This window comes from Paenibacillus sp. Soil766, assembly GCF_001428105.1.
Classification (GTDB): Bacteria; Bacillota; Bacilli; order Paenibacillales; family NBRC-103111; genus Paenibacillus_E.
This window is the reverse complement of the sequence record NZ_LMSJ01000006.1, coordinates 119,837-133,475: the sequence shown is the minus strand read 5'-3', so window position 1 is coordinate 133,475 and position 13,639 is coordinate 119,837. Positions and strand designations below refer to the sequence as shown.

Annotated in this window: 10 protein-coding genes; 4 read left to right on the top strand and 6 right to left on the bottom strand. The window is 45.3% G+C overall.

The genetic code is table 11. The annotated features are described in order from the left end of the window. The first annotated feature begins 8 nt into the window (after positions 1-8). The gene (locus tag ASG89_RS06055) at positions 9-1,844 is read left to right on the top strand and encodes an LTA synthase family protein (protein WP_057309661.1); all 1,836 of its coding nucleotides are present in this window, start codon (positions 9-11) and stop codon (positions 1,842-1,844) included. Between the two features lie 252 nt (positions 1,845-2,096). Here the strand turns inward: ASG89_RS06055 and ASG89_RS06050 are convergent, their stop codons facing one another. The 3 genes from ASG89_RS06050 to ASG89_RS06040 form a co-directional block, all read right to left on the bottom strand. Then, positions 2,097-2,507 (bottom strand): hypothetical protein, encoded by a 411-nt coding sequence (locus ASG89_RS06050; protein ID WP_057309660.1) that lies wholly within the window; start codon positions 2,505-2,507, stop codon positions 2,097-2,099. A gap of 180 nt (positions 2,508-2,687) precedes the next feature. Continuing rightward, positions 2,688-3,674: a GNAT family N-acetyltransferase gene (locus ASG89_RS06045; RefSeq protein WP_057309659.1), complete on the bottom strand. Its 987-nt coding sequence runs from the start codon at positions 3,672-3,674 to the stop codon at positions 2,688-2,690. Positions 3,675-3,792: 118 nt separating this feature from the next. Next, positions 3,793-4,683 (bottom strand): AraC family transcriptional regulator, encoded by an 891-nt coding sequence (locus ASG89_RS06040; RefSeq protein ID WP_057309658.1) that lies wholly within the window; start codon positions 4,681-4,683, stop codon positions 3,793-3,795. Between the two features lie 117 nt (positions 4,684-4,800). Between ASG89_RS06040 and ASG89_RS06035 the strand changes: the two genes are divergently transcribed. Together ASG89_RS06035 and ASG89_RS06030 are read left to right on the top strand one after the other, a co-directional pair. Further along, entirely contained in the window at positions 4,801-7,320 is a 2,520-nt protein-coding gene (locus tag ASG89_RS06035; protein ID WP_057309656.1) for a glycoside hydrolase family 2 TIM barrel-domain containing protein, read from the top strand. Positions 7,321-7,351: 31 nt separating this feature from the next. Continuing rightward, positions 7,352-8,506, top strand: coding sequence for a glycoside hydrolase family 88 protein (locus tag ASG89_RS06030; RefSeq protein WP_057309654.1), 1,155 nt, complete (start codon positions 7,352-7,354; stop codon positions 8,504-8,506). 1,114 nt (positions 8,507-9,620) lie between these two features. Here ASG89_RS06030 and ASG89_RS06025 read toward each other — a convergent pair. Next, entirely contained in the window at positions 9,621-10,514 is an 894-nt protein-coding gene (locus tag ASG89_RS06025; protein ID WP_057309653.1) for an AraC family transcriptional regulator, read from the bottom strand. Between the two features lie 167 nt (positions 10,515-10,681). Then, a complete protein-coding gene (locus tag ASG89_RS06020; RefSeq protein WP_057309651.1) occupies positions 10,682-11,491 on the bottom strand; it encodes a sugar phosphate isomerase/epimerase family protein in 810 nt (269 codons plus the stop codon). Between the two features lie 222 nt (positions 11,492-11,713). Here ASG89_RS06020 and ASG89_RS06015 point away from each other — a divergent pair, with 222 nt between their 5' ends. Then, positions 11,714-12,910: a Gfo/Idh/MocA family protein gene (locus ASG89_RS06015; protein ID WP_057309649.1), complete on the top strand. Its 1,197-nt coding sequence runs from the start codon at positions 11,714-11,716 to the stop codon at positions 12,908-12,910. Positions 12,911-12,969: 59 nt separating this feature from the next. Here the strand turns inward: ASG89_RS06015 and ASG89_RS06010 are convergent, their stop codons facing one another. Beyond that, on the bottom strand, positions 12,970-13,257 hold the full coding sequence (locus ASG89_RS06010; RefSeq protein ID WP_268795592.1) for a helix-turn-helix domain-containing protein: 288 nt from the start codon (positions 13,255-13,257) through the stop codon (positions 12,970-12,972). Positions 13,258-13,639 lie beyond the last annotated feature (382 nt).

Here is a 13,639-nt window from a genome sequence, read left to right as displayed (position 1 = left end):
CTCTCTGTATGTTGGAACGGCTCAGACATAGATTATTCTTATTTCCTTTATTTATTGTGATAAAAATTTATGTAGCATGGATGATTTTATTTGAAACAGGCCCATCCGCAAGGATTCTGCTGACAGAAATACCCGCGATCTTAATAACGTATTGCGTGGTTGAATATGTGGTGAAAAAGCATAAACTCGCTTGGTATCTCGCGGTTGACCTGATTATGACTATTTTGTTTTTTGCACTTGTTATTTATTATAAGCATTTTGGCGTTATTGCGACGTATCACGTGTTAACCCAAGCCAAGCAAGTCGGTGCCGTCAAGAAGAGCATATTCTCTGTGATTGAGCCCCAGTATTTACTTTTCTTCTTAGATATCGTGATAGTTGCTTTCTTTGCATTTATCAAGCCAAAATCGAGAGAATGGAAGCCGCTAAGCATGAAAATCGTGGCTAGTGTTGCTTGTTTCTCCTTATTACTTTGTGCACTAAGCGTGATTCCTAACCGCAGTTCCTTCAATGAAAATGTGAAGGCGTCCAAAATGGGTATCTTAAATTATGAAATGTATAACCTGCTTTCTCAAAAGAAAGAAGAAATCATTAGCCCGGATCAGATTACACAGTCCGCCATAGACGATTTAAAGAATAAAGTAGCGGTCGTTGAACCCGCGTTACACGGAGCAGCGAGTGGCAAGAATCTGATTATCATTCAGTTGGAGTCCTTCCAGAACTTCCTCATCGGCTTGAACATTGATGGGACTGAAATTACCCCCAACCTGAATCGGTTGGCTGGATCCAGCTATTATTTCCCTAAATTTTATCAACAAATTGGTCAAGGGAATACGTCGGATGCCGAGTTTATCGTAAACACGTCGTACTATGTACCGCCGGATGGCGCGGCGACTCAAGTCTATGGTAAGAAGGATTTACCTAGCCTTCCGAAGCTTCTGCAGAAGCAAGGCTACACCACGATGAATTTCCATACGAATGAAGTTGGGTTTTGGAATCGGGATGATTTATATCAAGCGATTGGTTATGATCGATACTATGATAAACAATTTTTCAAAGATGAGGATGCCTTCTTTTATGGCTCGTCCGATGAAGTATTATACCAGAAAACAGCGGAAGAATTAGCATCGTATCAAGCGCAAGGAACACCTTTTTACGCGCATGTAATTTCCATGAGCTCTCATAATCCGTTCAGCATTCCGGAAGAAAAATATAAAATGACCTTGCCTGAGCGGTACGAAGGTACCTTCGTAGGTGACTACATTCGCGCAGAGAATTATGCGGACTACGCACTAGGTTTGTTTATCGAGGATTTGAAAATGCGAGGAATTTGGGAGAATAGTGTTGTAGTTCTCTATGGTGATCACCGCGGACTTCCCTTATTTTCATTAAAAGCGGATGATAAACAATTGATGACTGAAATACTAGGTCATGAATATAGCGAAAAAGAACTCATAAATATTCCTTTTATTATTGCTGCGGAAGGCGTCACCACACCGCAAGTTCAAAGTCAATTAGGTGGTCAAGTTGATATTCTACCAACAGTTGCCAACCTTCTTGGTGTGCCGTTGACAGACTATATACACTTTGGTCAAGATTTACTTAACCAAACGGCATATAACTTATTGCCACAACGCTATTACTTGCCAACAGGGTCATTTGTAAATAATGAGGAGCTTTTCATGTCAGGTAAAGGTTTCGAGGATGGCAATTATTATACGCTTGCCGGTAATGCCAACGAACATCAATCGGCAACCGAAGAAGAATTCAATCATTCGTTAAAGCTTCTGCAATTATCCGATAGCTATGTAACCCAACTCCCTGATCGTGTGGAGCCTGAATAAAGGAAATGAATGTTTAGTAAGAGCGTACTGGCGGCTCGCTCAATATAAGGTGATGACATCATCTTATATTGGGCTTTTTGCTATTCTTGCTGAAAATGAAGTGATGGTGTAATGCTAAATTGGAGTATTTATGCGGGAATACAAGACTTTGGAGCAAATAAGGCCTCTGTTTCTGCATGGCGAAACGAAGGATTTCGCGCTGCTTTAATGAAAATTTCAGATCCGTAGTTACTCCACCACCATATAATTTTCCTAACACTTGCTGGATAAGTTGCTGGCAGCGTCGCGGCTTCTCTTTGATGGCGTCAAGAGGGAAACGATAAATTTGCATCCGTCTAGCATCAATTGGTTTTGTCTTTCGCGCTCATACTCAAAGCTTCGACGGGTCACTTGTGTGGTATGCGAGCTGAAATCATCGACTTCCCAATTCATCATATAAGATGGTCTGATATAGGCGAAATCCAAATAGAAGACACCATCCCGATAATTTATAATTTCGTACTCCGCATGTAAAAAATCTAAGTTGCCGACGGAAGGCAGCCAAAGATCATGTACAAGTAACTTCTCATTGTGAGCATGTCCTTCATTTAATCGACGGAGAGCCTCACTAGTAAGATTCTTCCTCTGTTTTTCCAACCATGTTTCATATATGCCCAAGATCATTCCCCCCCCCCTCAGTTAAGACAAAAAACACCGCGCCTTCCCCGAGTAGGGAGGGAGCGGTGTGCTTCACCTGCAATAATATGTAATGACTACTATTGAGCAAATGAAGTTTTTTGTTACGGAATTTGAATTGGAAATTAGATGAAAATTATTGTGTTTTCTCATTATCTTGATTAATGTTCAACGAAGATCGCATACCATTTTATAACTTCCAGGTTCTGCGCGGAAGCCGATTAAATCGCGGTTAATGCGCAGCATAGGAGCGTTCATGGAATCATTATGTGTTTTCAAATAAGGTACACCATAATTACGAGCGGTTTGCACACCGATCATCTTTAAGGCAAGTGCAATCCGCCGACCTCTATATTCCGGAAGCACACCGGTGTATTCATGATACATGGCACGTGTTTGCTCGTTTTGCTGCAGCGTTACGACACCAATATAGCGTTCACCATCTTTGGCGATATGAATCCATTCGGGGCGTACACCTTTTTGCGAGATACTCCACTTTTTCCACTCTTCGAACCAGGGAAAGTCGCCTGAGTAGCCCGGAATATCTGGATGTGTGATCTTGTATAGCTCATGCAGCTTCCTCTCACTGACTTCCCCAGGTTCATCTGCCAAGGTAATGAACTGAATGCCTGCTCGTTCGGCAATTTGGATGGATTCCTCGAGTTTACCGCCATCAAACGTTGCCAAATCTAGAACAGATTCGAAGGAATGGCGCTCTTTCACGTGGTTGCGTCGTTCAGCAAAAGCTAAGGATCGTTCGTCACTCTCCTTCATATAGCCAATGAGCCGCGAGGCTTTAACCTGAACTGCCCATTGATAAACCGTATCATACAAATCATTTCCTATGCCGTTACCTCGAATTTTCGGATCAACTACTAAGGAATAGATTAATGCCCCAGGCTCTGTCCAGGGGGCTCGCCATGCAATTGCGTAGGCGACAACTTGTCCATGCTCGTCTTCTGCAACCCATTTGGGACGATCCCATCCCATCAACTGTCCTTCTTCATTGTAGTGCAGCTGGCCTGGAGGAATTTTGTCCTCGTCTTCGTTTAGCTGTTCTGCTGTTGTTGGTTCCGACCAGATCAAATTAAGAAGCTGTGCAACCTCTATAAAATCGTCGGGCTGCTGTAATTTTCGAATAATCCAATTGGGCATGTCACAACCTCCATCAAGGCTTAGATTCTTATGTTGTCATTATCCCATGCCAAGTGTCGGGTATCATGGTAAAGTCTGGATATAATTAAAGTGTCTTAATAGTCCTGTCCCGTGCGTGTCACTCTATAAAATTGGTATAAGCACTCATTCCTTTGAATTTATAGGGTGTGTATCCCACATGCTTCTTAAATAGTTGGCAGAAGTAAGAGAAGTTAGCCAATCCAACCCCCTCACCAATATCTTGTACGGACATGTCTGTTGTTCGCAGTAACCAGCAGGCTTGTCGGATCCGGCGTGCGGTCAAGTATTCAGTTATGGTGCTGCCAATGGACTGGTGAAAGGTAGCAGATACATGATTGGGTGTCAGGTGAACAAATGCGGCGAGTTCATCTAGCCTGAAGGGCTCCATGTAATGCGCTTCAATCCAAGCGAGCATTCTCTCTGCTGTGGTTGAGCTTCTACCTGAACGTTGAGGCAATGAATCCGATCGCTTCTCGGAATCCGTACGGAGCTGATGCAAGAAAGCCGTGAGGAAGAGAGTCTGCTCTTCCAGCAGTCGCTCGGGTCCTCGTTCCTTGGCAGCATCCAGTCGAGGTATATAGCTGTGCAATAAGACTTCAAGCTCCACAAGACTTTCACTCCGAAATGCCTGCGGCATAAGCGGATCCTTCCATAGCTTATTGAGGAACTCACGTAGTGTTGGAAAGGCAGAGAGCGCTGCTTCTAGGACAGCGGGTTCCAGGACGAATAGCGAGCGGATATATCTATCTTGAGGTAGATTGTGAATCCGAATGCGATGTAGTTGAAAAGGTCTAAAGCAGAAAATAGAGCCCGGTGTCAGCTCGACAATTTGTTGTTCTATTACGACGATTCCAGTGCCTTCATGTACGATAAGCAGCTCCATACCCTGATGAGCATGAAATACTTCTTCGAAAGCGTGTGTTCGATCTTTGAAAAACGACAATTGCACCGGGTGCACGTTTAAGTTCATGTAATTCATCAGCTTCATAGGAGATCACCTCATCGTATTCTAACAACATTTTATCATAAGAGGCATACACTTTTATGTTCTTTTTTTTGATACGATGAAGTCAAGTGAATGTGCAACTAGGAGGAGACACGTAACATGTTGAAACAACGGTTAACTGAACAATGGGAGCACTATCGCGGTTCCTTAGGCGGTGTTTGGGAGGTGTGGCGTTCAGATAAGCTGCAGAATCATTATAATGTCCCATGGGAATCCGTCACGCTTCCGCACACGTATAACGGAACTGATGTGATGGATCCCGATCATAAGTATTATCAGGGACAAGGTTGGTATCGGAACAAATTAGAGGTACATAACCCTTATCCGAAGGGAAGAACACTGCTGCATTTCGAAGGGGCAGGACAACGTACGGATGTTTATGTCTATACCGAGAAGGTGAGTTCCCACCTAGGCGGATACGACGAGTTCACGGTGGATATTACGGAGGCGATGGCGCGTTCAAAGGAGATCGAGCGATATGCGGGGCGTGTGCCGGTCGCGATTGGTTGTGATAACAGCCGAGAACTGGAGACGATTCCTTCGGATGCGAGTGATTTTAATCTGTATGGCGGTGTATATCGGTATTTAAATCTTGTCTATGTGCCACAGATCTCTCTGGCTCAGGTACATGTGGAAACACAAGTGGCAGATGTTTCAGCGCAAACACAAGCAGCTGGAATTGGGAAAGTCAAAGTACGAGCTAAATTGTACAATCCGGAACAGCTTGCGGAGGAGATTAAACTTACGATTGTGCTGAAGCAGCAAGACGGAACAATTGTCGGCCAAAAGGAGATTTCCTTACTACCCTGGCAGGATGAGAAGGAAATTGCGGCGTTCGAGGTGGAGAATCCACATCTCTGGTCCGTCACAGACCCTTATTTATTCGATTGCTATGTTTCACTCGTCTGCGAGGATGGTGAAACGACAAGTCAAGAAAGGTTCGGTTTCCGAACGTTTGAATTTGTGAAGCAAGGTCCATTTAAGCTTAATGGAGAACGTCTCTTGCTGCGCGGTACGCATCGGCATGAGGATCATACAGCAGTCGGAGCAGCGATGACGGAAGACATGATTCGCGAAGAAATGCAGCTCATTAAGAAAATGGGCGCAAATTTCATCCGCCTCGGTCATTATCAGCAGTCTCGCATCGTGCTGGATCTATGTGATGAACTGGGCATTCTCGTCTGGGAGGAAATTCCTTGGTGTCGCGGCGGTCTAGGTGGTCCGGCGTATCGTCAACAATGCATCGATATGCTTACGGCGATGATTGAACAACATTATAATCATCCATCCGTTATTTTGTGGGGTTTGGGCAATGAGAACGATTGGGAGTGCGATTTCGATCATTTTGATCAGCAAGAGATTCGCACCTTCATGAAAAAGCTGCATGATCTCTCGCATGAGCTGGATCCTGGACGATTAACGGCGATTCGCCGCTGTGAATTTTGCAAGGATATTATCGATGTGTATTCGCCTTCCATATGGGCAGGCTGGTATCGTGGCGTATATACCGACTATGAATCAAGCTGCAAGACGGCGTTTGAGAATATAGACTCGTTCTTCCATATGGAGTGGGGAGCGGACAATTTGCCAACTCGGCATGTGGAGAAAACGTTCACGGGCTTTGCGTTTATGAAGAATACAGATGGTGTCACGGATGAGCGAGATGGGGATTACTTATTAACGGGCGGTGAGCCGCGTGTATCACGAGATGGTGATTGGTCAGAAACGTATTTCTGCGAAATGATCGATTGGTACTTGAAATCGCAAGAGAAGATGGACTGGCTGACAGGGGCCGCGCAGTGGTCTTTCAAGGATTTCGCAACACCGGTGCGTCCTGATTCTCCGATTCCGTATTTGAACATGAAGGGGATCGTCGAACGAGATCTGACACCGAAAGAAGCCTTCTATGTGTTCCAATCCTATTGGTCAGAGGAGCCGATGGTTCGTATTTATGGTCATACGATGCCGATTCGCTGGGGGATGGAAGGCGAGTGGAAGTTGATCAAAGTGTACTCGAACGCCGAACAAGTTGAGCTTTTTCTTAATGGAGAGAGCTTAGGCGTGAAACAGCGGGATTCGCAAGATTTCCCATGTGCTGGTCTTCGATGGGAGACGGAGCTGACTGCAGGTGAGTATCAATTGCGTGCGGAAGCTAGCTATAGCGGTGGAATTGTAAGCGACGAGCTGCAATTTACGTATCAATCGGACGCGTGGGGTGAGCCGACAGAGATCCAAGTAACGACGGAAACGTTAGAGGATGGACGAGTTTACTTGGAAGTTCGAGCGTTTGATGCTGAAGGCATCTTTTGCCCGGATGCTGCTCATTTCGTGCGGTTTGGATTAGCTGGAGATGGAAAGCTGCTCGATAATCTGGGTACCATTCGCGGTTCGAGACAAGTTCAGCTTGCTAGTGGTCGTGCAGGAATTTATGTAGACCCTACAGGTGGATTACCTGCTGGGATGACAGTTGCGGATTTTGTGAGTGCAGGTGGCCCGGCTTCATCATTGGCTTCCTTATCACATGTTGATCGAGCTGCACAGCGGAAATATACATCTGTTGTCAGTGCAGCATGCGAAGGGATGTCAACAGTAACAGCAATCATAGAAGTTGTGAAGTAAGAAGTAAACCCACTTAGAGGAGGATTATAAGATGAGTGTAAGTAAGGATGCAGTAACCTGGCAGAACGCACAGAAGCTTGGGGATATTCTGCCCGATGTATGGAAAGAGCTGCAAGTGAAGGTTGATCGGATGATCGAGCAAATCGGGGAGAAATCACCGCACGTTGCCAAAGAGGACGGCGTTTACGATGATATGCGAATCGATTGGTGGACGTCAGGTTTCTGGCCGGGCATCCTATGGATTATGCATGAAATGACTGGTCAAGAGCGTTACAAGGAAGCGGCTTGGGAATGGGATGGCAAATTCGAGCAGGCTAGTATTCGGGATAATAATTTCCATCATGACGTTGGCTTTCAGTATTTGCCGACAGCGGTCATTAAACATAAGCTGACAGGTGATAAAGATGGATTGCGTCGTGGCTTACAAGCAGCCAATTTCTTGGCAGGGCGATTCAACATCGCAGGTAACTTCCTTCGCGCGTGGAACCAAGAAAAGATAGGTTGGTCAATCGTTGATTCCACGATGAATCTGTCCATTTTATTTTGGGCAGCGGAGACGACAGGGGATCCACGATTCGAACATATTGGTAGAGCACATGCCGATACGGTTGTTCAGAAGTTCATCAGGGAAGATGGCTCTGTGAACCATATTTTGAGCTTCAATCCGAAGACAGGCGAGCTGATTGAGTCGCTTGGCGGCCAAGGCGCCGGCCCACAATCGGCATGGAGCCGAGGCGCAGCTTGGGCATTGCACGGTTTGGTCAATGTGTATCGATTCACAGGAGACACTCAGTACTTAAAAGCAGCGCAGCGCGTGGCGAATTATTTCTTAGCGTGTCTGCCAGAAGATCATGTGGCACACTGGGATTTCCGTGCAGATGCGTCGTTGGATAACGAGCCAAGAGACACATCGGCCGCTTCCTGTGCAGCTTCGGGGTTGATTGACCTTGCAGCCTTCCTGCCGTCAAACGAAGGTGCGATGTATCTCCGTGCAGCAGAACAGATGCTGCTGTCACTTACTGTGAATTACGGAACGTGGGATAAGCCCGAACACCAAGCAATTCTACTCGAAGGAACAGGCAATAAACCTGCTGGTTCGAATGTGAACGTATCGCTCATTTATGGCGACTACTACTACGTCGAAGCGCTTGCTAAGCTGGTGGGTTGGAACCAGCGGATATTCTAGGATAAGGGAAAAGGAGCTAAGCGGTGTGTTGCGCTTAGCTCCTTTTTTGGTACCTCGCTTGAATGCTTTGCACAGCGAGGAGAGCATACCCTTGGCTCGCGCGAAGTCGGCGGAGGAAAGCTTTAGTGATGAAAAACATCACTAAAGCACGTCTCGGCCCGCGCGAAGCCCGCCGAGGAAGGTATTAGTGATGAAAAACATCACTAAAGCACTCCATGGCTCGCACGGAGCCCGCAGAGGAAGGCTTTAGTGATGAAAAACATCACTAAAACACGCCCCAGCCCGCGCGAAGCCCGCCGAGGAAGGCTTTAGTGATGAAAAACATCACTAAAGCACCTCTCAGCCCGTGCGAAGCCCGCCGAGGAAGGCTTTAGTGATGAAAAACATCACTAAAGCACCTCTCAGCCCGTGCGAAGCCCGCAGAGGAAGGCTTTAGTGATGAAAAACATCACTAAAGCACTCCATGGCTCGCACGGAGCCCGCAGAGGAAGGCTTTAGTGATGAAAAACATCACTAAAGCACTCCATGGCTCGCACGGAGCCCGCAGAGGAAGGCTTTAGTGATGAAAAACATCACTAAANTTTAGTGATGAAAAACATCACTAAAGCACTCCATGGCTCGCACGGAGCCCGCAGAGGAAGGCTTTAGTGATGAAAAACATCACTAAAACACGCCCCAGCCCGCGCGAAGCCCGCAGAGGAAGGCTTTAGTGATGAAAAACATCACTAAAACACGCCTCAGCCCGTGCGAAGCCCGCGGAGGAAGGCTTTAGTGATGAAAAACATCACTAAAGCACCTCTCAGCCCGCGCGAAGCCGCCGAGGAAGGCTTTAGTGATGAAAAACATCACTAAAACACTCCATGGCTCGCGCGAAGCCCGCCGAGGAAGGCTTTAGTGATGAAAAACATCACTAAAGCACGTCTCGGCTCGCGCGAATCCCGCCGAGGAAGGCTTTAGTGATGAAAAACATCACTAAAACACGCCTCAGCCCGTGCGAAGCCCGCAGAGGAAGGTATTAGTGATGAAAAACATCACTAAAGCACTCCATGGCTCGCACGTAGCCCGCAGAGGAAGGTATTAGTGATGAAAAACACGCTTACAGCAGCCGCACAGCTCACTCCACATGGCTCAACTTGCGATACTCCGCGGGGGTAAGGTTCGTAGCTTTCTTAAATGTGCGATGAAAGTGGGACATATGATTAAACCCAGTTAGGTAGGAGATGTCTTCGATGCGCTCATTCGTTTGTTTGAGCAGTTTCATCGCCTCTTCTAAGCGAATGTCATTCACATATTCGACAAAGGAGCGACCATTTAATATCTTAAACATGGTGCTGAAATACGTTGGCGACATAGCCGCTTTGGAGGCAACCTCTTGCAAATTTAGCTCAGAGTTGTAGTTCAATTTGATAAAATCCAATGCTTTTTCGAAATATTTACGATTAGCTTGAACGTGCTTGTTTTCAGTAGTTTTATCCACATAAGCCGCATATTCTCGACCTGCTACAACTAGGAGTTTCTGCAAATTTAATTTAATGATGAGTGTAAATCCATCCTTACGTTGTTGCAACTCCTTTAACATCTCAGCAATCAGACGCTCCGTATCTAGTTGCACCTCATGGCTCAGATTCAGCTTGGGCAGCAAACGATCGTTCAATGCAACAAAAGGCTGGATGAAAGCGAAATCGACAAAACTGGTCATATCCGTGAGTCCTTGTAAACTATGATCAAGTAAGAATGGCATGAAATCAATATGAGCAATCTCCGTATGTTTATTGGGAATCAGCTCAATATGATGCTCGAAATTAGGCGGAATGGAAAACAAATCACCTTTAATTAGTGTAGCTGTTTTGCCATTTACTTTATGCAGACAGGTTCCTTTTATAACATAACAGATTTGAAAATATTCATGGGAATGAGGGATACTGCCACTAAGAACCTCATTGTTTTTAATATCTATTTTAAAAGGAAATGCATCGTCCATAAACGCCTTGTACGGATAAAAGGGCATGACTTCAGCCTCCTTATGAAAACTTTAAAATGGGCGTGGTTCTTGCATGTTCACATTATCTTTGATCCTTCGAATGATTGTCAATATCCTCACTTGATTCGATGATCCAGCATAAAGAAAGAAGCAGTAGCTCAGGAGTTCATCTCCAGTCTGCTGCTTCTTCCTTGTTAGGCTAAGATTCCTTTCACGTACGCCATATACGCTGGCAAGGATACTTCGGGCTCATCTAGCAGATCGGGATACCATTTTTTCTCAAATTCAAGTGATAACCAGCCATCATAGTGATTCCTTTTCAAAATATGTATCATTTCAGCCACGGGCACATCACCTTCTCCGATCAGGCAAAGCTCATGACCGAGTGGTAATATTTTGGCATCTTTGACATGCGTGTGTTTGATATAAGGAGCTAATTCGCGATAGGTGACTTCAGGGTCTTCTTTATTAAAAAAGGGATGTCCGAAATCCCACAATAGACCAAGGGCACTGCTTGATGCTGCAGCCAGAATTTCTTGAATGATTTGGTAGTTGTTAATATCACCATGTGTCTCGAGCAAGACGGTAACTTGCTTGCCCTCGGCATATTGCCCAAGCTCTGTGAGTGCAGTGGAAATGCGTGCGACGACTGCAGCTCTGGAATCCGTTTGAGGCACAAGATCTCCGAATACGCGAATATACGGAACTTTCAATTGAACTGCGAGGTCAATATAGTCCTTCCCTTCTTGAATGGCTTGCGCCAGCTTATCGGGATCATGGAAGGAGGAAGAAGCATCAAGACAGCAAATTTCTAGACCTGAGCGTTCAATGTCAATGAGCGTTTGTTCGATGTTTTCAGGAAGAAAAGGACGAGCCCTCGGCAAATACATCTCGCCATCAATGCCTCGTAGTTCAATCCCATCGTAGCCCATGCGTTTGGCTTCACTCAAGGTATGTGCCCAGCTCCAGTTTGGCGTGGCTAAGGTTTGGAATGCAATTTTCATATCAATACCTCCGTAAGTTCATTACCTGCCATTTCAGAGTAACAAGAAGCGGACGGACTGAACATGCAGTATTTTAAGAATGACTTGCACTATTTTATAAAGATGAGATCAATCGAAAAATAGTGCATAACAAGAGGAAGATAATGCATAGGTGTAAGCAATTCCAAGCGATACAATGAGGCAGAGATCACAAAACTATACTCTTAGAGGGAGATTCATTCCATGAGCGCAGCAACTAAATTGAAAGTAGGCATTGTTGGACTTGGAGCAATAGGTGGAGGCGTGCATGTTCCTATTCTCAAAGATTTGGATCGGGTTGAAGTCGTTGGTGTTTGCGATACTGTAAAAGAGAAAGCGGACAAATATGCAGCAGAGTTACAAACACAAGCCTATTACCATGTTGTGGACTTATTCGATGAATCTGGGCTAGAGGCGATCATCATCGCCGTGCCACACTACGATCATGCCGCGATTGCCATAGAGGCCTTCGAGAGAGGTATCCATGTGCTTTGTGAAAAGCCTATCGCCGTGCATGTTAATGATGCGAAGGCTATCATTGCTGCTTATGAGAAAGCTAAAGCGAAGCAGCCTGAACTTATTTTCGGCATCATGTTCCAAGAAAGAACCCTGCCGTTTCATCGAAAGTTGAAGGAGATCGTTGCTAGCGGGGAATTAGGCAGATTGATGCGTGTTACATGGGTGAACACCAAGTGGTTCCGTTCGCAGCTATACTTCGATAGTGGTGATTGGCGGGCGACGTGGGCTGGTGAAGGCGGAGGTATCTTGACGAATCAGTGTCCGCATAATTTGGACCTCTACCAATGGCTGTTTGGCATGCCATCACATATTCATGGCTTCGCACATATTGGCAAGTATCATAACATCGAGGTCGAGGATGAAGTGACCGCGTATTTCGAACATGAGAATGGCATGATTGGTCATTTCATCGTTACAACGGCTGAATCACCTGGAACGAACCGTATGGAAATTGTAGGTGAGTTCGGCAACTTAATTTTTGAGAATGATAAGATTATTATTAACAAAGGCAGAGCTTCGATGATCGAGCACATTTATGACACGCCAACTAAATTTGAAAATATCGAGACTTGGTATACCGAGGTTCCGGTTAATCTGAATGTACCGCACAACCATCCTTATGTGATGGAGCGTTTCATTAGCGCTATTGAGAACGGGGATGAAAGTCTGTTAATCGCACATGGTACCGAAGGTATTAACGGATTAACGCTCGCGAACAGTATCATGTTATCTTCTTTCAATAAGACAACAATCGAGCTGCCAATCGATGCTGATGCGTATGAGTCCAAGCTTGAGGAGCTCATCAAGAGCTCCAAATATAAAAAGAACTCCGTAGCTAGCGTAGTAGAGGAAGATATGTCCAGCTCCTTCTCCAAAGGGTAAATGATGCAGATCGCATTAATAAAAAAAGTGAGGGAACATTCTCCCTCACTTTTTCGTCGTTACTTACAAACTTTCCCTGATTTCCCTGAAATAACGCCGGTAATCTTTTTAAACACAGTTGTAAAATACGTAGCATTCTCGAAGCCGACCATCTCCGCGATGACGAATATTTTCAGATCTGGTGATTTCAGGAGATCTTTGGCTTTCTCAATCAGCACCTTCGTTAGGTATTCAATGATAGTTTCATCGGTTTCCTGCTTAAAGAATTGACACATGTAGGTTGGACTGAGGAAAACCTCTTCCGCCAATAATTGAATGGTGACATTGCTCATATAGTGCTGATTGATGTATTACTTAATTCGCGCAATAACTCTTTGGTTCAAATAAAGGGCGATTTCTTTCACTATTTGGAAGAATACTGAGCGGCCATCATCGATGCTCGGTGCAAGGACGGCGACAGATCTTTGTATGAACTCGTATACCATGATGCCATCGTAACCTCATGGCGTTGGGAAGATGCGAATCATCATTGCCCGGATATTTGGTAGAAGAAGGACCTGTTTAACATTCTATACGGCTCAGCCCCGCTATGGTCCATTGATTAAAATCGATGGGATAGCTTTGAAATCAGCTTTGTGGAAAGCTACACGAAGGTTTGCACGTGGCTGCAGCAGATTTGTTACGATGAGTCGATCAGCTTAAATTCAAACCGGATCAAAACGACAAGGA

What these genes read in the sequence shown, in the direction of transcription:
- ASG89_RS06035 (WP_057309656.1), top strand. Translation starts at nt 4,801, where the DNA reads ATGTTGAAACAACGGTTAACTGAACAATGGGAGCACTATCGCGGTTCC.
- ASG89_RS06020 (WP_057309651.1), bottom strand. Translation starts at nt 11,491, where the DNA reads ATGAAAATTGCATTCCAAACCTTAGCCACGCCAAACTGGAGCTGGGCA.
- ASG89_RS06040 (WP_057309658.1), bottom strand. Translation starts at nt 4,683, where the DNA reads ATGAAGCTGATGAATTACATGAACTTAAACGTGCACCCGGTGCAATTG.
- ASG89_RS06015 (WP_057309649.1), top strand. Translation starts at nt 11,714, where the DNA reads ATGAGCGCAGCAACTAAATTGAAAGTAGGCATTGTTGGACTTGGAGCA.
- ASG89_RS06055 (WP_057309661.1), top strand. Translation starts at nt 9, where the DNA reads ATGTTGGAACGGCTCAGACATAGATTATTCTTATTTCCTTTATTTATT.
- ASG89_RS06045 (WP_057309659.1), bottom strand. Translation starts at nt 3,674, where the DNA reads ATGCCCAATTGGATTATTCGAAAATTACAGCAGCCCGACGATTTTATA.
- ASG89_RS06050 (WP_057309660.1), bottom strand. Translation starts at nt 2,507, where the DNA reads ATGATCTTGGGCATATATGAAACATGGTTGGAAAAACAGAGGAAGAAT.
- ASG89_RS06030 (WP_057309654.1), top strand. Translation starts at nt 7,352, where the DNA reads ATGAGTGTAAGTAAGGATGCAGTAACCTGGCAGAACGCACAGAAGCTT.
- ASG89_RS06025 (WP_057309653.1), bottom strand. Translation starts at nt 10,514, where the DNA reads ATGCCCTTTTATCCGTACAAGGCGTTTATGGACGATGCATTTCCTTTT.